We start from the raw sequence: 19680 nt of genomic DNA on the forward strand, positions 1-19680 counted from the left end.
ATTTCAGGCTCCGCTTAAACTCGCGCGGTTCATTCCAGCCCCGCCAAAGCACTGGCCAGGCTTGGTGCCAGAGGCAGTACCGGCAATAACGTGGCCTGATAGGCATGATAAAGGTCCGGTTTGCCCGGCCAGATGTCTGCACTTGGCTCGTTGCATTCGTTCAGCTCATGGCGCCAGCTGCCATGCTCATGATCGATGAACAGAGTCTCGTTGAACTCCCAGAAACAGCGATACCAGTCTTCATATTGCTGCTCGCCGGTACGTTGAAGCAACGCGGCGGCCGCAGCGGCCGCTTCGCAATGAGTCCAGTGCAGGCGATGACGGACTACCGGCTCGTTTTGCCAGTCAAGGGTGTAGACGATGCCGGGGGCACCGTCGACATCCCAGCCGTAGTGACAGGCGTTGGCAAACAGCTGGCGTGCGTCGTCCAGCAACCATTCGGGATTGGCACGCCCGGCGTGACGACGCGCAGCCTCCAGATGCAGCAACAGTCGAGCCCACTCGAAGGCGTGCCCAGGGGTGGTGCCGAAAGGCCGGAAGCCGTCGGCCGGATTTTCACGGTTGTAGTCTGGCAGGGGTTGCCAGTCACGGGTGAAGTGCTCGATGACCTGAAAATGGTTGGCACCGGCATGTTGATGGATAACCCGCTCGACGATGCTCAGCGCCCGGTCGAGCCACTGGGCATCGCCAGTCACGTCGGCCAGTGCGAGAAAGGCCTCGGTGCTGTGCATGTTGCTGTTCGCACCGCGATAGGACTCCTCGCCGCTCCAGTCCCGAGCAAATGACTCACGCATGGCGCCTTCGTGCTCACTCCAGAAGCGGGTCTGGATCACCTGGATAGCATCGGACAGCAATGCTTGTGCCCCGGGCCTCCCCGCCACTACCGCAGAACTGGCGGCCAACGCAACGAAAGCATGCAGATAAGCCTGTTTATCGGTTCTGCCGCCGTCTTCGAGCGCGGCGCTGAACCAGCCACCGTGTTCGGCATCACGCAACGGGCCATGCAATGCCGCAACACCATGATCGACCAGCGCTGCGCAGCCGGGTATGCCTTGCGCATGTGCCATGGCAAAACAGTGCGTCATGCGTGCGGTATTCATGGTCTCAGCCGTGGCGCCGACCATCAGACGGCCGTAGTCATCAAGACTGCCAAAACCATTGTCCAGCCTGGAAGCCTTGGCGAAGGTCAACAGACGGTTGCCTTCCAGTGCCAGCCATTGGTGGTGGGCTGGCGAGCGCAGCCAGCTGCTGAAGGTGTGATTATTATTATCCATGACGCGATGCCGCCCCCTTCGATAAGGTTGTGCCCAGACTGTACCGGAGGTCATTTCGACCGAGGGCATAATGCGCGCCCGGTCGTTCGTCGGCAAGCGGACACAACCTGTATCAATGTAGGGTTTTACACCTTGAAGCGTGAGACCACCTGATTCAGGTCGGCGGCCAGACGCGACAATTCATGGCTCGATGCACTGATCTGGTTGGCTCCCTGGGTCGACTGCATCGACAGGTCGCGGATGTTGACGATGTTGCGATCGACTTCACGCGACACTTGCGCCTGCTCTTCGGCAGCGCTGGCAATCACCAGGTTACGCTCGGAAATCTGATTGATCGACGAGGTGATTTCGCTCAACGATTCGCCCGCGCCCTTGGCCAGTGCCAGCGTCGAGTCGGCCCGGTCGCGGCTGGTGTTCATCGAGTCCAGGGCCTGAGCAGAACCGCTGCGCATGGCATTGACCATCGAGTCGATTTCCAGCGTCGACTGTTGGGTGCGATGCGCCAGTGCACGCACTTCGTCCGCCACCACCGCAAAACCACGGCCGGACTCACCCGCACGAGCCGCTTCGATGGCGGCATTGAGCGCCAGCAGGTTGGTCTGTTCGGCAATCGAGCGGATCACGTCCAGCACCTTGCCGATATCCTGAGACTGATTGGCGAGGTTTTGTACCAGTGTCGAGGTGGCCTGTACGTTGTCGGTCAGTGTCTGGATCGACTGCACCGTCTCGATCACCCGCGTTTGCCCCGCCAGCGCCGAGTTGCTGGACTGAGTGGACGCATCCGATGTGGACACCGCGTTACGCGCGACCTCTTCTACCGCCGAGGTCATTTCGTTGATCGCCGTGGCGGCCTGATCTATCTCCGCATTCTGCTGGTTCAAGCCGCGGTAGCTGTCTTCGGTAACCGAGTTGAGTTCCGTAGCTGCCGACGCCAGCTGGGTGGCTGAGCTGCCGATGTGGCGCATGGCTTCGCGCAAATTGACCTGCATCATCGCCAGCGCACGCAGCAGGCGGGTGACTTCATCTTCGCCGTCCACCTCGATGGTGTGGGTCAAGTCGCCACTGGCAACCTGCTCGGCAGCGGTCACCGCACGTTGCAGCGGACCTACGATGCTGCGGGTCAGCCAAAGAGCCAGGCCGATGGTGCACAACGCGGCGAGCACGACAAAGACAATGACGATGTCACGCGATTTGTCGTATTGGGCCTCGGCCGACTTGCCTTCGGCGTCGACCTTGGTGACATAGAAATCGGCCAGGTCACCGAGTTGCTTGCCGGAGCCGTCGACGATCTGCTTCATGTCGACCAGCAACAGCTTGTTCAGCCCGGTGCCATCGCCCTGCCCGGCGAGAACGAAAGAGCGATCCAGCGCGCTGCGGTATTGGCCCATGGTCACCATGAACTGGTCGGTCAGAGACTGCTCTTCGGGGGTGTCGACAAAGGTCTTGAGCGTCGCCAGCTTCTTGTCCAGGTCGCCCAGACGCACGTCCAGCTGGCCACGGTAGGTCGGGATACTCGCAGGATCGGTGTCCAGCGCCATACGCAGGGAGATGGTCCGGATACGCAACATGATTTCACGGATATCGTTGACCACTCGCATGCTCGGCAGCCAGTTGGTCTCCACCGCCACTTCACTTTGGCGAATGGTGGACATCTGCGCCAGGGCAAACCATCCCAGCAAAGCCACCAACAGGGAAATGAGGGTAAAACCCAGACCGGCACGACGAGCGATAGTGAGTTTGCGTAGATTCATGACCAGGGCTCTTTTATATTTGGAGGGCAGTGCCTGACGAGAAGTTGTCAGACAACCGACAGCATATCGTCCCTGTCCGACAATTCTTTAGGTCTGCCGGTGATCATTTAGGGTTTTTACTCCAAAGACAGGTCAGCCCCTGAACTACTTGTAAGAAGCGCCGATCAGAGGACCCTGATCAATTGCCAGCAGCCAGCTGCCAGAGCCGTGCTACGTCACGCGCACGGTCATGCAACAGGCGGGCAGTATCGCGACAGGCCTGTTCAAGACTCATTGGCCCGCTGACCAGCGCAAAGGCCGCGCCGATACCGTGCGGGTATAGCTGCTCATAGCCATCACCCAGCGTACCGGCCAGTACGATTACCGGCACGTGCTGACGCTGCGCAAGCCGCGCTACACCAAGAGGGGTCTTGCCGCGCAGGGTTTGTGCGTCGAAACGGCCCTCGCCGGTGATGACCAGGTCGGCACCGGTCAGCGCCTGTTGCAGCCCGGTCAGATCGGCAACAACGTCAACGCCTGCACGAAACGAGGCATTCAGGTATGCCTTGGCGGCAAAGCCCATGCCCCCTGCCGCACCGCTGCCGGGGCTGTTGCGCTGGTCAAGGCCGAAGGTCTGCGCGGTGTGGTCGGCGAACCGCCCGAGTGCGTCGTCCAGCGCCACAACCTGCTCGGCCGATGCGCCTTTTTGCGGGCCGAAGATATGCGAGGCGCCATTCGGCCCGCAGAGTGGATTATCGACATCAGCGGCAATCTCGACGCACACGTCGGACAAGCGCGGGTCGAAGCCGCTCAGATCGATACGGGCCAGATGGGCAAGAGCAAGACCGCCCGGCGGCAAGGGCTGGTTGTCGGCATCGAGAAAGCGTGCGCCCAGCGCCGAAAGCATGCCGCTGCCAGCGTCGTTTGTGGCGCTGCCACCAATGGCCAGGATCACTCGGCGAGCACCCGCGTCCAGTGCGGCAGATATCAACTGGCCGGTGCCTTCAGTGCTTGTCACGCACGCGTCACGCTGTGCCAGCGTCAGTAATTGCAAGCCACTGGCCATGGCCATTTCGATGATTGCGGTCCTGCTGTCGGCCAGCCAGCCCCACTGCGCCTCGACGCGAGTGCCAAGCGGCCCATTGACACTGGCGCTCATCAGTTCGCCGTTGCAGGCGGCCAGCAGCGCTTCGATGGTGCCCTCCCCGCCATCGGCCATCGGGCATTTGATCAGTTCGGCGTTCGGCCAGACTTCGGCCAGACCACTGGCAATCGCGTCGGCAACAGCCTGAGCGCTGAGGCTGTCTTTGAACGAGTCGGGGGCGATAACTATTTTCATTGTTGTTCTCCATATCCGATCCTCGCATGCTCTCATCCGGGACCGGGTTTGCCGCCAGCCCTTCGCACAATGATCGAGCGCCGTTATCAGGCATTTGAACAAAAGCCCGGGTTAGTCGTGACGAATAGTCATCTGCGCCCCAAGGTACAGGCGCAACAGGTCATCAGTCTTGTAAGGGTCGCAGCCGGTCAGCTCCCCGATCTTCTCCAGCCGATAGCGCAGGCTGTTGCGATGGATGCCCAGGGCTTCTGCACACGCTTGGCTTTCGCCGCTGTACTCGAACCATTTGCACAGCGTGTCGAGGAGTTGCACGTGATTGTGCAAATGGCCAATCGGCTCGGCAACGTCTTCGGCCAGCCAGTCGTGACGGTAGCGCCAGAACAGCACTGGCAAACGGTGCGCTTCAAGACGCAGCAAGCGTTGACCCGGTCGTGCCTGACTGGCGTAGTCGAGCAGATCCCGTGCCGCCGCACAGGCATGGCGCAGGGCGGGCAGGTCCGCAGACTGAGCCACGGTAGCGATGCGCAACACAGGCCAGTGGTGCTCATCGAACTGCCTGAGCAGCAGTGCATCGTCGCGTTCCTTGCCTGTCGTTCGGCACCAGTACAACAAGGTGGGCTCACGCAGCACGCACCAGCTGTCGGCGTAACGCGTGCCCAGCCAGGTTGCCACCTGACTGGCAACCTGGCACTGCGGGGCAAACTGGATCAGTACCACCTGACGCGCCACATGCGGCTGCAGACCCAGCTGCCGCGCTTCATCCACCAGGCTGTCGGGGCAATCCGGCAACAGCATTCGGGCCAGCAGGTCTTCACTGCGTTGTGCCCGCCACTGAAGGTCCGCCTGCTGACGACGGTGTTCCATGAGCATCTCGGCGGTCATTTTCACCAACTCGCCATACACCCGCACTTCGTCCGGTTCGCCGGTGATGCCAAGCACGCCCACCAGTTGATGATCGAGCATCAGTGGCAGATTGACACCCGGTTTGACGCCGCCAAGCTGCAGCGCTGCCAGTGAATCGATTTCTACCACTTGCCGGTTGGCCAGCACTCGCTGTGCCCCTTCATGGCGGGTACACAATCGCTCAGGATCACCACTGCCGATGATGATGCCCAGGTAGTCCATGACATTGACGTTGTACGGCAGAATGGCCATGGCCCGGTCGACGATGTCCTGAGCCAGTGCTCGATCAAGGGCGAACATGGGCGGCTCCGGATGCAGGACGAAGCTTGCAATGGTTAGGCATATGGATACATTTTGTTGAAGTTATAGAACGCCCGAGTGTGCCTGAAAGTAGCCACCAGCGCGACGTACATGGCAGAGTGCCTGCCTTGCCTCCTTGAACCTCCACACGTGCGCACAGGCCCCTCTTGATCAAATCCCGACTTGCCAGTCTGCTGACGCTGTTGACCCTGCAAGCCTGCACGTCGGTGGCTGAGAGCGAAGAGCCGACAATACGTTTTGAAGATTACAGGCAGCAGACCATCGAGCTGATGCGCACGCAGCGCAACTTCCAGACTGCCGACCACGAGGCAGAGCTGGGCTGGAATGCACCACAGCAATGGACTCCAACCGGCGCGCTCAAAGGTGGCGTTCTGCTGGTACACGGGCTGGGCGATTCGCCGTGGTCATTTCATGATGTGGCGCGCAAGCTGGTCGATCAAGGCTATCTGGTAAGAACCGTGCTGCTGCCAGGGCACGGGACCAAACCCGAAGACATGCTCGACGTGCGTCTGGAGCAGTGGCAACAGGTAGTCCGCGAGCAGGTGCAACAGCTCGGTCGCGAAGTGCCGAAGGTGTATCTCGGGGGCTTTTCGACCGGTGCCAATCTGGTGCTCGATTATGCCTATGATCACGAAGACATCGCCGGGCTGATCCTGTTCTCGCCGGCCTTTCGCTCCAACAGCGGCTATGCCTGGCTGACGCCATGGATCGGCTGGGCCAGACCCTGGCTTGCCACACCCAACGACGGCCTGCGCCCGATGCAGACACCGGTCCGCTACATGAACATGCCCACCAACGGGTTTGCCCAGTTCTATCGCAGCAGCGCGCTGGCCCAGGCCCGTCTGCATCAGCGGCGCTATGACAAACCGGTGTTCATTGCCATCGCCGAGCATGACTCGGTGCTCGACACCGATTATGTACTGGACACCTTCAGCCAGCGCTTCAGCCATCCGGCCAGTCAGTTGATCTGGTACGGCGAGCTGCCCGCTCGCGCCGCTGAAACAACACGAGTCAAGGCCCGCAAGGACTCCCTGGCGGACTATCGCATCAGCCGCTTTTCACACATGGGTCTGCTTTTCTCACCGGACAATCCGCTTTACGGCGTATCAGGCAGCCAGCGCATCTGCTGGAACGGCCAGAGCACCGCGGACACTGCGCAATGCATGGCGGGCGCGTCGGTGTGGTATTCGGACTGGGGCTATACCGAACCGGGCAAGATCCATGCACGCCTGACCTTCAACCCGTATTTCGAGTGGCAGACCGAGGTGATGCTCGGCGTACTGAACGCAACACCGTAGTACGCAACCGCCTGCCTTGTATCATCGCCAGCGAGATCCGTAGACGCGAACCTGTTTGCGAAAGGCGTTTTTTCGGGCATCACATTTCTGCGGCTGCACGGCCTGTTTCACAAACACGCTCGCGCCTACTCCAGCGGCACCAGCCGCTCACGGCTGTTGCTCAGGTGCGTCCACATCGCCGCACGCGCTGCGTCAGGGTCCTTGCGACGAATGGCGTTGAGCAATGCTTCGTGCTCCAGATTGGCCAGGTAGCCTTGATGCGCGAGGTTATTTCCCGCCCGCTCGCTCGAAGCAATGCGGCTGCGCGGAATGATCGCGCTGCCCAGATGCTGCATGATCTCCATGAAATACGGGTTGCCGGTGGCTTCGGCGATCAGCATGTGAAAGCGCTTGTCGGCCTCGACGCAGCTGTCGTCATTGGCCAGCAGGTCCTGGTAATCATCCAGCGCTTGACGCATGGCCGCCAGTTGCTCGTCGGTGCGGCGCACAGCGGCCAGCGCGACAGCCTGAGTTTCCAGGCCGATACGCAGTTCGATGATGTCGCGTACCCGTGAAACGGTTTCGACCTTGAGCCGCAGGCCGGTCTGGTCACTGCGCTCCAGCACAAATGTACCGATACCGTGATGGGTCACCACCAGACCTGACGCCTGCAACTTGGATATTGCCTCACGCACCACGGTGCGACTGACACCGTGCTCACGGACGATCTGGTTTTCGGAGGGCAGCTTCTGACCGGGTGCGATTTTACCCAGCAAAATGCGCTGGCTCAGTTCGGTGACCAGGTCGGTGGCCAGGCTGTGCTGCCTGCGTTTGGGTGCAGCACTGTTGGGCTCTTGCATGGCAGATGAATCCCTGACTTGTCTGATTGTGCTGCCGTATCACAGCCCTGACAGCGTGAAAGTGATATTGAATGCGCAAAGAGACCGGTTTCAACGCCCCGCGCAGTTGTCTTACTTGTATTACAAGTTAGCCATCACTGTCAAAATTGCTGGTTGGCCCCGGCTTGCCTTTTTTTAGCAGTTCCAGTCGATCCGCAATCAGGAATACGTCATCCCTTCCCACATGAAAAAACAGCTAAAGCCCCGCAATCTCTTGATATAGCCATCAAGTCATTATCGTCATACTGACCTGCACAGTACCGATACCTGCTGACATAGAGCGCACTCAATCGTCCAATTCATCAGCATCGGGGGATTGCGGAACGAATTTTTACTTGTATGATGACCGACAATGCGAGGGACACACTTCGCACATACCCGCATAAAAACAACGAGTGGGAGATTCAACTGTGAGCACATCCAATTCCAGGATGGCCGACGGCACAGATCCGGTTTTGAGTTCAGCCGTATCGAAGGTCAAACGTCACGTCCTGCCGCTTTTCGTCATCATGTTTATCGTCAACTACATCGACCGGGTGAACATCGGCTTCGTGCGTTCGCACATGGAGCATGACCTGGGCATCGGCGCTGCGGCCTACGGGCTGGGTGCCGGGTTGTTCTTCATCGGCTATGCCCTTTTCGAAGTGCCATCCAACATCCTGCTGCAGAAAATCGGCGCGCGCATCTGGCTGACGCGGATCATGCTCACCTGGGGCATCGTGGCTGCCTGCATGGCGTTCATCCAGAACGAAACCCACTTTTACATCCTGCGCTTTCTGCTGGGTGTGGCCGAGGCAGGCTTCTTCCCGGGCGTGATCTACTACTTCACCCGCTGGTTGCCCGGCGTCGAGCGGGGCAAGGCGATTGCCATTTTCCTCAGTGGCTCGGCCATCGCGTCGCTGATTTCGGGACCGTTGTCAGGCCTGCTGCTGCAAATCACCGGTTTTGGAATGAAAGGCTGGCAGTGGATGTATTTCATCGAGGGGATGTTCTCGGTCGGCCTGTGCTTCTTCGTCTGGTTCTGGCTGGACTCCAAACCGCACGACGCAAAATGGCTGACCCGCGAGGAGCAGGATGCGCTGGTCAGCGCCATCGATGCCGAACAGGCTGCCCGTGAAGCGGCGACACCGGTCAAGGCTTCTATTGGCAAGCTGCTCAAGGACAGCCAGATCATTCTGTTCTGCCTGATCTATTTCTTCATTCAGCTGACTATCTATGCAGCAACCTTCTGGCTGCCGAGCATCATCAGAAAAATGGGCACCCTGACTGACTTCGAAGTCGGCATGTTCAATTCCATACCGTGGCTGCTGTCGATCATCGGCATGTACGTCTTCGCCGCGCTGTCCGCCAAATGGAAACGCCAGCAGGCCTGGGTGGCCATTGCGCTGTTGATTGCCGCTGCCGGAATGTTCATGTCCACCACCGGCAGCCCGATTTTCGCCTTTGTTGCAATCTGCTTTGCAGCGTTGGGTTTCAAGTCAGCCTCCTCGCTGTTCTGGCCAATCCCGCAGGCCTATCTGGATGCACGTATCGCTGCAGCGGTGATTGCGCTGATCAACTCGGTGGGCAACCTCGGTGGCTTCGTGGCACCGACCACCTTCGGCCTGCTGGAAGAGCATACGGGCTCGATCCAGGGCGGATTGTATGGCCTGACAGCCACATCGATCATTGCCGCGATCATCGTTTTCGCCGCGCGCAATACCCCCAGGCCGGGCGCGACACCGGTCGCCGCCATCCAGACCCCGGCCACGCATTGATGCCTATGCGAAGCGACGTTTCTACAGGTCATATTTTCTTACAGGATCAGTCATGAACATTCAGCAAGCCAACATTACCCGTCAGGCCCCCGTCATTACCGAGATGCAGGTAGTGCCGGTAGCCGGCCATGACGACATGCTGCTCAACCTGAGCGGCGCGCATGGGCCTTACTTCACCCGCAATATCGTAATCCTCAAGGACAATGCCGGGCATATCGGCGTCGGCGAAGTGCCGGGGGGCGAGCTGATACGCCAGACCCTTGAGGATGCACGCCCGCTGGTGGTCGGCAACAGCATCGGCACTTACCAGAAGATTCTCAATGAAGCGCGCAAAGCCTTTGCCGATCGAGATTCGGGTGGCCGTGGCCTGCAGACGTTCGATCTGCGCATCGCCATTCACGCGGTTACCGCACTTGAAGCCGCCCTGCTCGACCTGCTTGGCCAGCACCTGGACGTCCCGGTTGCAGCCCTGCTGGGTGAAGGACAGCAACGCGATAAGGTCGAAATGCTGGGCTACCTGTTTTACGTCGGCGACCAGCGCAAGACCGACCTCGCCTACCGCAGCGAACCCGAAGCAGACAATGACTGGTTCCGTATTCGCCATGAGGAAGCGCTGACCCCCGAGGCTGTGGTGCGTTTGGCAGAAGCCGCGCACCAGCGTTACGGTTTTCAGGACTTCAAGCTCAAGGGCGGCGTATTGAGCGGCGACGCAGAAATCGAAGCCGTCACAGCGCTGGCTGAACGTTTTCCGGATGCCCGGATTACCCTGGATCCCAATGGCGCATGGTCGCTCAAGGAAGCCATCCGCCTGTGCCGCGATCAGCACCATGTGCTGGCATACGCGGAAGACCCGTGCGGTGCAGAAAACGGTTTCTCCGGCCGCGAAGTCATGGCCGAGTTCCGGCGCGCTACCGGCCTGAAGACTGCCACCAACATGATCGCCACCGACTGGCGGGAAATGGGCCATGCCATTCAGTTGCAATCGGTAGACATTCCACTGGCCGATCCGCACTTCTGGACCATGCAGGGTTCGGTACGCGTGGCCCAGATGTGTAATGAATGGGGCCTGACCTGGGGTTCGCACTCCAACAACCATTTCGATATTTCGCTGGCGATGTTCACCCATGTGGCAGCTGCCGCGCCAGGCAACATCACGGCGATTGACACCCACTGGATCTGGCAGGACGGCCAGCGCCTGACCAAGGCGCCATTGCAGATTATCGGCGGCAAGGTCGAGGTGCCGAAGAAACCGGGGCTGGGGGTCGAGCTGGACATGGACCAGTTGGCCAAGGCTCATGAACTTTACAAAGGTATGGGCCTGGGTGCCCGCAATGACGCAGCGGCGATGCAGTTTCTGATCCCGAACTGGACATTCAACAACAAGCAGCCTTGCCTGGCGCGTTGAGCCTGACCGACATTCGAAGTCACTCGCCGCCTGCTCACTTCTGGCTGGCACACGGTGCGCAACCCCCTTGCGCGCCGTTTTTTTCAAATACAGCTTGGCATGCAAAACCGGCATGCTACTGTCTGGCGACCTCCAGTAACGACCAGACCGCATGCGCCATCTTGCCCGTACCCGCCCTCGCCTGACCTTCGCCGCTCTGGTAGGCCTGACCGCAGGCATTGCCTGGGCCTTGCTTATTCCCCACGCAACCCTTACGCAGAGCCTGCTGACCGGCTGGGACACGGGTGTCTGGCTTTATCTGATCCTGATTTTCGTGCGCACGCTGCGCAGTAATGCCGACGACGTTCGGCGAGTTGCAATGGTGGAAGACGAGAACGCCGGCGTCATTCTGGTAACGGTCTGCGTTGCGGCGCTGGCCAGCCTGGCGGCGATCATCGTCGAAGTTGCAGGCAGCAAGGGCCTTTCCAGTGATGCCAAAATGCTCCATCACGCCTTCACCGGCCTGACCGTCATTGGCTCCTGGCTGATGATCGGCGTGATCTTCAGCCTGCATTACGCACGCATGTTCTACACCTGGAAAGGCAAGGAGCCGGCGCTGGCGTTTGTGGGCGGTGAAAAGAACCCTGACTACTGGGATTTTCTATACTTTTCGTTCACCCTCAGCGTTGCGGTCCAGACCTCCGATGTTGGCGTAGCGACCCGTGAAATGCGCAAGGTTGTGCTCGGACAATCGTTGATCTGCTTTGTGTTCAACACCGCGATTCTGGGTTTTTCGATCAACATCGCCGCTAGCCTGTTCAACTAGCCTTCAGGCCAACTTCATTACGAGGACTGCAGACCATGACCCCATTGAAAATCGCCGTGCTTGATGACTGGCAGGACGTGGCCCGCGACGTGGTGGACTGGTCAACACTCGATCCAGTGGGCGAAGCCAGCTTTCTGCACGAATACCCTGCCAATACCGCGACAATGGTCCAGCGCCTGCAAGGCTTCGACATCATTTGCGTGATGCGCGAGCGAACCCTGTTCGATGAGGCACTGCTCAGCCAACTGCCGGCGCTCAAACTGCTGGTCACTGGCGGCATGCGCAACGCGGCAATCGATATCGCTGCGGCGAAGCGCCAGGGCATTGTCGTATGCGGTACTGAAAGCTACAAAAACGCAGCACCGGAACTGACCTGGGCGCTGATCATGGGCATTACCCGCAACCTGGTGGCCGAGGCCAACTCGTTGCGCGCGGGCAACTGGCAAGTCGGGTTGGGCAGCGACCTGCACGGCAAGACCCTGGGGGTTCTCGGCCTGGGCAGTATCGGCAAATGGATCGCCCGCTACGGTCAGGCGTTCGGCATGAAGGTCATTGCCTGGAGCCAGAACCTGAGACCTGAAGCTGCCGCGGAATCAGGCGTCACTTATGTCAGCAAGCAACAGTTGTTCGAACAGGCCGATGTGCTCTCGGTGCACTTGGTTCTCAGCGAACGCAGCCGTGGCCTGGTAGACGCAGAGGCACTGGGCTGGATGAAGCCGGGCGCCTATCTGATCAACTCGTCACGCGGCCCGATCATCGATCAGACTGCGCTGATTAAAACGCTGCAACAGCGCAGGATCGCCGGTGCGGCGCTGGACGTGTTCGACATCGAACCGCTGCCTGCCGACCACCCGTTCCGCACGCTGGACAACGTGCTCGCAACGCCACACATCGGCTATGTCACCGAGAACAACTACCGGACCTTTTACGGGCAGATGATCGAAGACATCCAGGCGTGGCATGCGCGATCACCTATCCGGGTGTTGGGGTGAACCTGTTCGGCATGACGAACGTAGTCTTGAAAAGTCTTGCCCACACCGTCAATGACATCACGTTCACCAGGTGAGTCGGTAAACGGCTGGTACGCCTCTGTCGCTTTGCGAACGCTGATTCGCGCTGCATCAACTCCTCGCGTGCCTGAACCCGCTGATCGGCATTACGAGCAGATCACATTTTCATTACATCGTATCGCGTGTTTGAAAACGCCAACGCAATCGCATCGCCCAAGGCAATTCCGGGCAATGAGTCATTTTCGATATCAAGCCCTTGGGCAGGGGTACTGGATAACTGCGCCAGACTAACAACACCCAGGCCCAGCATAAGCAAAACCATAACGGCAAAGCATGCCACCGTTCGCGTGGCTCTGTTGAAACGTCTCAGGCACCTACAACTTCCTCTTGATACATCGTGCGCCAGGTACATACCGGGACAGGAACTCACCCAGTGACGGCAGAAAAAAGTTGCCTCAAGGGGCCGGTTATAAACCATGCTCATTACATCAACGCAACGCGGCGATACTTTTCGGCAACGCCGTCGATACTATTTTTCTTACATGGGCTACTTAATAAACGCGCGACCACAGCGGATCAATAAAGCGAAGGGCGCACCGCAGGATCTGCGATTATCAACCCCACCCCACTGCCAATTAAGCCATCGGTTTTTTGCAATAAAACAAAAATTCAACACACTAAAAAGCAAGATTTTTATTCGTCCCTACACCATGACTTATGACCATCTATTCACCCCACTCATCATCCTCTACGCCCCCCTACAGCGCACTCCCCGGAATACACAACTAAAAAATGCACAACCCCCAATAGAATCAATACGTTAATCATCTGCTGTTTCTTTAACGCAGCCTCGACAATTAACACTCATTCACGCTTGGCACTTGTTATTTCATTTTCAACCACTTGAAACACTCCCGCGCCCTCTCTAGCATCGCCGCCGAACTTATACCCCCTCACTGTAGAGATGCTCGATGAACGTCACCTCAACCCGGTCATATAACCTCTCACTGCCCGCGACTGAACGATCTGCTGTAACAAACAAGGCAGCACTGCCGGTCAACACTGGCGTCAGTGATGCCGATACGAACAGGCAGGCAAAACCTGACACGTACACCGCCTCTGAAATGCCTGACTTTACAAGGGGCCCCGCAGAGGCACAGGAAGCCTCTCCGGTCTATACAAGAGCCCTGCTTTATCGTAACGCCCAGTTGCAAAAGCCAACCGCCTCGCCAGAGGCTGCGCCGGCCAGTCAACAGACGCCCGCGCTTGCATCTACAGCCACTGCAAACGCTCTTCAGGCCACTGCTGCAAAGGTCGAAGAAAATGTTGCAGGTTCGACCACGCCTGTCAGCAATGCGGATACCGGTTCACATGGCGGTGCCAATGTTGATCCGAATGACATCGCCACGCCCGCAGCGGCCACGAAAATGATTCAAGACCTTAAAGGCATTGGAGGGGGAACGTTACGCATTCAAATGACGCATGACCAACTCCAGGATACCCAGCAAATGGATAAGCTCACGGCCTTGATTAATGAAGGGGACAAACAAGGCGTACATGTCCAGTTCACGTTCCGTGACAATGCGAACGGCGGTGGCGGAAGCGTGTTGACGGGGGATAAGTTGAAGCAGGCCTCAGCCGACATCAGTAACGTGGTTAAAAAGTTTGGCAGTCGCCCCAGCTTTGTATTGGACACTTTCAACGAGGGTGGTACCAACGCCAGTCAGGGCTGGGCTGACATGGAAAGTGAATTGATTAAAGCGGCCCGTAGTACCGGGTATACAGGAAGCATCGTTGTAGAAGACAGCAACTGGGGCGGTGGCTTGACCGCGGGCCCCGAGAGTGGGCTGGTGAAATACGCCGATCAATTAAAGGCTGCCAACGGCAAAAACAACCCTGGCCTGATTGGCAGCATTCACGAGTATGCCAATGATGCGAATGCTTCTGCCCGCCTGGCCAGCGAGATCAAGGCACTTCAACTCGCCGGTTATAAACCTCAGATCGGTGAGGTCGGCAATGCCAACTGGCTGGGAGGAGACAAGTTCGAGGAAAGGGACGGTGCCACTCAAGCAGTGAGGGATAATCTCACCGCACTAAAAGCGGCGGGAGCCGATATATTGCCCTGGAAGGATCAGTTCCAAAATGGCAAACTTCGCCACCATGTAGGGTTTTTAAAATCAGATCAATACTGATGATTTACACGCGCCTCATGCCGTCCCTATTCAAGACCGGCAATTGAAATTCGATGCTGCGCTCCCGACGCTTTTCAGGAGCCAGCACCTCATGAGGCGACACAGCGTCAACGTCGAACATTCAACGGAGCTGAAGCAACCCGTTGCGAACCGTCGATAATCAAAGGCACTCAGCCGCTCTGTTTTTTATTGCCCTAAAAGCCCTATTTATGCGATCTTTCCGCACCGACAAATAACGCTCAACACCTAATGGCGCAAAAAGCCCCCGGTTTAAGAAAACAGAACCCTTGTTACGGTGATAAAAGCGTCATCTCAAGCCTCCCCTCCTGGCTATATGAACACCGTCATTCAATCAGTCATCGCTCCCCTCGAAACTCATCACCCTGTGTTACCGAGCGTCGTCATTTTTCGTACAGAGCCTACAGAGGCATTCGATGAACATCCGCTCAGACAGGTCATATGACCCTCCCATGGCCGCCCGGGAAAAGCCTGCAATGGCAGACAGAACCACGCTGGCCGTGAGCACCGGGACTACTGACGCGAGTCCGGCGATCCAGGCGAAACTCGACACGTACACCGCAACTGACAGCCGCTCCGCCGAGGCACCGGAAGTTTTTCCGGTCTACACGCGAGCAATGCTCAATCGAAATGCCCGGTCACTCGAGAACGAAGCATCTTCGTCAGATACGGCTTTACTCGTCAGTCAGAAAACACGCGTCAGCCAGGACGACACAAAGGCCCTTCGTGAAGAGCTGGCCGCCGTCAAAAACACCACGGCCGCTTCGGAGCCGGAAAAAGAAGTCAAAGAAAAAGACAAAGTGGCCTCTTCAGAGCCTGTCAAAAATACCGAGCCTGTCTTGCGTGGGGGAGCCAACGTCAATCCTGATGACATCGCCACACCAGCTGCAGCCAAAAAAATGATTCAGGACCTGAAAGCAATTGGAGGCGGAACCCTGCGCTTTCAGATGACGCATGATCAGATTAAGGATGTCAGGCAGCTGGATAAGCTCAGAACATTGCTTGATGAAGGCGGCAAACAAGGCGTAAAAGTCCAGTTCACTTTTCGTGACAACGCGAACCAGGGTGGCGGAAACGTGCTGACCGGAGAAAAACTGAAGGAAGCGTCGACCGACATCAGCAATGTGGTCAAAAAGTTTGGCAGTCGTTCCGGTTTCGTGCTGGACACCTTCAATCAGGGCGGCAAAAGCGCCAGCCAGGACTGGGCCGACATGCAGATCACCTTGATCAAGTCCGCGCGCAATGCTGGCTATAAAGGAAGCATTGTTGTCGAGGACAGTAACTGGGGCGGAGGCCTGACCGCTGGCGCGCAAAGCGGCCTGGTCAAGTTTGCCGATCAATTAAAGGCCGCCAATGGTGAGGGCAATCCTGCCCTGATTGGCAGTTTTCATGTGTATGCCCGGGAAAGCGAGGCTTCCTCCCGGCTCACAAAGCAGATCAAGGCGTTGCAGGAGGCTGGCTATAAATTCCAGATCGGCGAAGTGGGTAATGCCAACCTGCTGATAGGAAACACTTTCCAGCAAAAGGACGCCGCCACCAAGGCCTTGCAGGATAATATGCCTGCTCTCAAAGCGGCGGGAGTAGACATCCTGCCCGGGAAGAATCAGTTCCAGGATGGCAAACTTAGCCGCCATGCCGGGTTTGCAAAGTCCGATCAGTTCGGGTGATTCAACGCTCCGTGCAAACGAAGCCAGGTGTCCATGACGCACGCCGCTGAGCCCGGCCCGGAAACGGGTCAGGCTGTCCCTGTGAGAACGCGGCATCCGCAAATACAGGCACCCTCATAACGTATAAGCAATTCCCACTTGCAGCTTGCGCGGTGCCCCCGGATACGCATAGACGTTCCCGAAAGCACCTTCCTCATACTCGGTATTGAATACGTTTTTCAGGTCCAGATTGAGCTTCACCTGCGGGCTGATTTTGTAATAGGCCAGCAGGTCGAACACGGTGTAGCTGTCCATCGAGAACGCGACATTGGCAGTACGCCCGGCGCGCTGGTCGACATAGCGACCGCCGCCGCCCAGACCCAGACCACGCAAGGCGCCGTCCTGAAACTCGTAGACGTTGAGCAGACTGAACATCTGCTTGGGAATGTTCATCAGCCGTGTGCCGGAGCGTAGCGTATTGTCCTTAGTCACTTCGGCATCCACGTACGCGTAGCTGCCCATCATCCGCCACTCGGGCGTCAGGTTGCCGACCACATTGAGGTCCAGACCGCGACTGCGCACCTCACCTGCCGCCACGCTGAAGGTTGAATCCACCGGATCGGTGGTCAGCACGTTGCGTTTCTCGATCTGGTAGATCGCGGTGTCGACACTCAACTGGCCATCCAGCGCCTCCCATTTGGTACCGATCTCATAGGACTTGCCTTCCTCCGGCTTGAAGCCTCCACCCAGGCGGCTGGCACCGCTGTTAGGCTTGAACGAGCGCGCCGTGTTGGCGTAGACCGCGACACTGTCAGTCAGGTCATAAGTCAGCCCCAGACGCGGTGTGACCGCGTTATCGCTGGCGGTCCAGCTGCTGGTGCCGGGCAGGAAGGAGTCGTAGTCATGCTCGAAACGCTCGAGACGCACACCGCCCAGCAGTTTCAGTCGCTCGGTCAAGGCCACTTGATCCTGTACGAAGGCCGCCCAGGTCTTGAGATTTTCCTTGTCATGGGTCGTGGTCCGGGTCAGTGCGGGCCGTGCCTGGCCATAGACCGGATCGAAAATATCGATCGGGTAGGCACCGACGGCACCGCTGGAGCGCTGAATGATCGACTTGTAGTCGTAATTCTCATACTCGACCCCGGTCAGCAGCGTGTGGTCGAAGCCGGCGGTGGAAAAATGCCCGGTCAGGTTCAACTGCAGGTCGCGATCCGTCCATTCCAGCTTGCGATAGTTGAAGTTGCGACCCAGAGTGCGCCCGTCGGTCGCCAGGCCGTTGGCCTCGATGGCATCGCCTTGCAGGGAGCCGTCGAGCATCTGCACGCCGCCGCCCAGCTTCCAGTCGGCGTTCAGGTCGTGGTCGAAACGCAGTTGCACCATGTTGTTGTCATTGTGCAACTTGCCCACGCTCTTCTCGCCGAAGAAGGTGTCGCGCGACGCGCTGCCCGCCTGGTTGGCGTAACGCGTCAGGCCACGATCCAGCGGAGCATTGTTGCGCATGAAGTCGCCTTCGAAGGTGACGCGTGTTGCGTCATTGACCTGCCAGCTCAAGACCGGTGCCACACCATAACGCTCGGTCTCGACGTGGTCACGGAACGTATTGCCACCCTCGCCCACGACATTCAGGCGATAGGCAAAACGCCCTTCATCATCCAGCGGCCCGGAGGCATCCAGCGTGCCGCGCTTCATACCCTGATCATTGAGCTGAGTGCCCAGCGTGACCGCAGGCTCGGCCAGCGGCTGTCTGGAGACCACATTGAAGGTGCCGCCCGGATCGCCGCGGCCGTACAGCGTAGTGGCCGGGCCACGCAACACCTCCAGACGCTCGATGGTGTTGGCATCCGGCATGTTCGGATAGCCACGATTGATCGGGAAGCCGTTGCGATAGAACTCGCCTGTCGTGAAGCCGCGCACCGTGAATGTCGTCAGCCCTTGGCCGCCGAAGTTGTTGGCTCGCCCGACACCGCCCGCATAATCAAGAGCGTCCTGCAAACGCGTGGAACCGATATCCTCTACTGCGTCGCGGGTCACGACGCTGACGGACTGCGGGGTTTCATGCAACGAGGTATCGGTACGCGTGGCGCTGGCGGACCGTGTGGCCCGATAGCCTTCGACCGGTCCTTGCGCCGTTTCAGCACTGGCTGCGCCCTGGATGTCGATGTTCTGCAACTCTATGGAAGGTTGCCCGGCAGCCACCTGATCTGCCCAGGCGGTTTGAGAGATAGCTTGAATGACGCAGAGTGAAACGAGAGTACGACGCATCGACGTGCAGCCCTTGGCAAGAAACCAGGCCTCTTGGGACCCGGCAGGATTTTTTCGCGGATAGTACAGATTCTCATTAACACCTGATACAAATTCGCAAAAATATCTTTTACCGATCCCCTTCTCTGGCTTAGCAAATGCAGGGACAAACGGGCAAACTGGCGTTCACTGCACCCGACGAGAGAACCGACAATGCCTCTTTCCAACAAGCCCGCCGACCCGCGTTGCGCTTTGCTGGTGATCGACATGCAGTACGACTTCATGCCCGGCGGGCAACTGGCGGTGGCTGACGGCGACACATTGCTGCCGTTGATCAATCGTCTGGGCGCGCGTTTTGCCCGGGTGATCATCACTCAGGACTGGCACCCTGCCGGACACATTTCGTTTGCGTCCAGCCACGCGCAACGTCTGCCGTTCGAGAGCATCAACCTGCCTTACGGGGCGCAAACCCTGTGGCCGGACCATTGCGTGCAAGGCAGTCGCGGCGCTCAGTTGCATGCCGAGCTGGATCTGCCTCACGCACAATTGATCCTGCGCAAGGGCTGCAACGCGCATATCGACAGCTATTCGGCCTTTCTGGAGGCCGACCGCACGACCAGCACCGGGCTGGCAGGGTATTTGAAAGAGCGCGGCATCGACACGGTGTTCGTGGTGGGCCTGGCGCTGGATTTCTGTGTCGCCTGGTCGGCTCAGGATGCGCGCAGCGCAGGTTTCAATACGTATGTGATTGAAGACGGCTGTCGTGCCATCGACATGAACGGCTCGCTGGAGCACGCCTGGAAAACCCTGCTGGGCATGGGCGTCGAGCGCGTACAAAGTGCCGATCTGCTGGGCTAGACCGG

Annotated in this window: 14 protein-coding genes and 1 pseudogene; 8 read left to right on the plus strand and 7 right to left on the minus strand. The window is 58.5% G+C overall.

Going from position 1 to position 19680, the window contains the following annotated elements; all coding sequences use genetic code 11:
- Window positions 1-29: 29 nt before the first annotated feature.
- The 5 genes and pseudogenes from MME58_RS15950 to MME58_RS15965 all read right to left on the minus strand — a co-directional run bounded on the left by MME58_RS15950 (window position 30) and on the right by MME58_RS15965 (window position 5546).
- Window positions 30-1274: a D-mannose isomerase gene (locus MME58_RS15950; protein WP_055006160.1), complete on the minus strand. Its 1245-nt coding sequence runs from the start codon at window positions 1272-1274 to the stop codon at window positions 30-32.
- 125 nt (window positions 1275-1399) lie between these two features.
- The gene (locus MME58_RS27855) at window positions 1400-2266 is read right to left on the minus strand and encodes a methyl-accepting chemotaxis protein (RefSeq protein WP_375233016.1); all 867 of its coding nucleotides are present in this window, start codon (window positions 2264-2266) and stop codon (window positions 1400-1402) included.
- Window positions 2255-3025, minus strand: a pseudogene (locus MME58_RS27860) (MCP four helix bundle domain-containing protein); the annotation flags it as partial. The gene MME58_RS27855 and the pseudogene MME58_RS27860, both read right to left, overlap by 12 nt.
- Before the next feature lie 178 nt (window positions 3026-3203).
- Entirely contained in the window at window positions 3204-4343 is a 1140-nt protein-coding gene (locus MME58_RS15960; RefSeq protein ID WP_055006158.1) for a glycerate kinase, read from the minus strand.
- Window positions 4344-4454: 111 nt separating this feature from the next.
- Entirely contained in the window at window positions 4455-5546 is a 1092-nt protein-coding gene (locus MME58_RS15965) for a sugar diacid recognition domain-containing protein (protein WP_055006157.1), read from the minus strand.
- A 167-nt stretch (window positions 5547-5713) separates the two neighbouring features.
- On the opposite strand from MME58_RS15965, the gene MME58_RS15970 reads away from it, so the two are divergent.
- Window positions 5714-6865 (plus strand): alpha/beta hydrolase, encoded by a 1152-nt coding sequence (locus MME58_RS15970; RefSeq protein WP_082427455.1) that lies wholly within the window; start codon window positions 5714-5716, stop codon window positions 6863-6865.
- 125 nt (window positions 6866-6990) lie between these two features.
- Here MME58_RS15970 and MME58_RS15975 read toward each other — a convergent pair whose 3' ends face one another.
- On the minus strand, window positions 6991-7704 hold the full coding sequence (locus MME58_RS15975) for a FadR/GntR family transcriptional regulator (RefSeq protein ID WP_054985465.1): 714 nt from the start codon (window positions 7702-7704) through the stop codon (window positions 6991-6993).
- Between the two features lie 470 nt (window positions 7705-8174).
- Between MME58_RS15975 and MME58_RS15980 the strand changes: the two genes are divergently transcribed.
- The 6 genes from MME58_RS15980 to MME58_RS16005 all read left to right on the plus strand — a co-directional run bounded on the left by MME58_RS15980 (window position 8175) and on the right by MME58_RS16005 (window position 16597).
- Window positions 8175-9500: an MFS transporter gene (locus MME58_RS15980; RefSeq protein ID WP_055006156.1), complete on the plus strand. Its 1326-nt coding sequence runs from the start codon at window positions 8175-8177 to the stop codon at window positions 9498-9500.
- A gap of 52 nt (window positions 9501-9552) precedes the next feature.
- Window positions 9553-10905 carry a glucarate dehydratase gene (gene gudD, locus MME58_RS15985; RefSeq protein WP_055006155.1) on the plus strand — a complete coding sequence of 451 codons (1353 nt, stop codon included), beginning with the start codon at window positions 9553-9555 and terminating at the stop codon, window positions 10903-10905.
- Window positions 10906-11056: 151 nt separating this feature from the next.
- The gene (locus MME58_RS15990; RefSeq protein WP_054985461.1) at window positions 11057-11710 is read left to right on the plus strand and encodes a DUF1345 domain-containing protein; all 654 of its coding nucleotides are present in this window, start codon (window positions 11057-11059) and stop codon (window positions 11708-11710) included.
- A gap of 35 nt (window positions 11711-11745) precedes the next feature.
- Window positions 11746-12702 carry a D-2-hydroxyacid dehydrogenase family protein gene (locus tag MME58_RS15995; RefSeq protein WP_054985460.1) on the plus strand — a complete coding sequence of 319 codons (957 nt, stop codon included), beginning with the start codon at window positions 11746-11748 and terminating at the stop codon, window positions 12700-12702.
- A 989-nt stretch (window positions 12703-13691) separates the two neighbouring features.
- Window positions 13692-14912 carry a cellulase family glycosylhydrolase gene (locus MME58_RS16000; protein WP_055006154.1) on the plus strand — a complete coding sequence of 407 codons (1221 nt, stop codon included), beginning with the start codon at window positions 13692-13694 and terminating at the stop codon, window positions 14910-14912.
- A 434-nt stretch (window positions 14913-15346) separates the two neighbouring features.
- Window positions 15347-16597: a cellulase family glycosylhydrolase gene (locus tag MME58_RS16005; protein ID WP_055006153.1), complete on the plus strand. Its 1251-nt coding sequence runs from the start codon at window positions 15347-15349 to the stop codon at window positions 16595-16597.
- Between the two features lie 114 nt (window positions 16598-16711).
- Here MME58_RS16005 and MME58_RS16010 read toward each other — a convergent pair whose 3' ends face one another.
- Complete coding sequence (locus MME58_RS16010; protein ID WP_055006152.1) at window positions 16712-18838, minus strand: TonB-dependent siderophore receptor; 2127 nt, start codon at window positions 18836-18838, stop codon at window positions 16712-16714.
- Window positions 18839-19030: 192 nt separating this feature from the next.
- On the opposite strand from MME58_RS16010, the gene pncA reads away from it, so the two are divergent.
- Entirely contained in the window at window positions 19031-19675 is a 645-nt protein-coding gene (gene pncA, locus MME58_RS16015; protein ID WP_054985455.1) for a bifunctional nicotinamidase/pyrazinamidase, read from the plus strand.
- The last annotated feature ends 5 nt before the right edge of the window (window positions 19676-19680 follow it).

This window comes from Pseudomonas syringae pv. tagetis (assembly GCF_022557255.1).
Taxonomy (GTDB): Bacteria; Pseudomonadota; Gammaproteobacteria; order Pseudomonadales; family Pseudomonadaceae; genus Aquipseudomonas; species Aquipseudomonas caricapapayae.

Coding starts and splice junctions, on each gene's coding strand:
- MME58_RS15950 (WP_055006160.1), bottom strand. CDS start 1,274: ATGGATAATAATAATCACACCTTCAGCAGCTGGCTGCGCTCGCCAGCC.
- MME58_RS27855 (WP_375233016.1), bottom strand. CDS start 2,266: ATGATGCAGGTCAATTTGCGCGAAGCCATGCGCCACATCGGCAGCTCA.
- MME58_RS15960 (WP_055006158.1), bottom strand. CDS start 4,343: ATGAAAATAGTTATCGCCCCCGACTCGTTCAAAGACAGCCTCAGCGCT.
- MME58_RS15965 (WP_055006157.1), bottom strand. CDS start 5,546: ATGTTCGCCCTTGATCGAGCACTGGCTCAGGACATCGTCGACCGGGCC.
- MME58_RS15975 (WP_054985465.1), bottom strand. CDS start 7,704: ATGCAAGAGCCCAACAGTGCTGCACCCAAACGCAGGCAGCACAGCCTG.
- MME58_RS15980 (WP_055006156.1), top strand. CDS start 8,175: ATGGCCGACGGCACAGATCCGGTTTTGAGTTCAGCCGTATCGAAGGTC.
- gudD (WP_055006155.1), top strand. CDS start 9,553: ATGAACATTCAGCAAGCCAACATTACCCGTCAGGCCCCCGTCATTACC.
- MME58_RS15990 (WP_054985461.1), top strand. CDS start 11,057: ATGCGCCATCTTGCCCGTACCCGCCCTCGCCTGACCTTCGCCGCTCTG.
- MME58_RS15995 (WP_054985460.1), top strand. CDS start 11,746: ATGACCCCATTGAAAATCGCCGTGCTTGATGACTGGCAGGACGTGGCC.
- MME58_RS16000 (WP_055006154.1), top strand. CDS start 13,692: ATGAACGTCACCTCAACCCGGTCATATAACCTCTCACTGCCCGCGACT.
- MME58_RS16005 (WP_055006153.1), top strand. CDS start 15,347: ATGAACATCCGCTCAGACAGGTCATATGACCCTCCCATGGCCGCCCGG.
- MME58_RS16010 (WP_055006152.1), bottom strand. CDS start 18,838: ATGCGTCGTACTCTCGTTTCACTCTGCGTCATTCAAGCTATCTCTCAA.
- pncA (WP_054985455.1), top strand. CDS start 19,031: ATGCCTCTTTCCAACAAGCCCGCCGACCCGCGTTGCGCTTTGCTGGTG.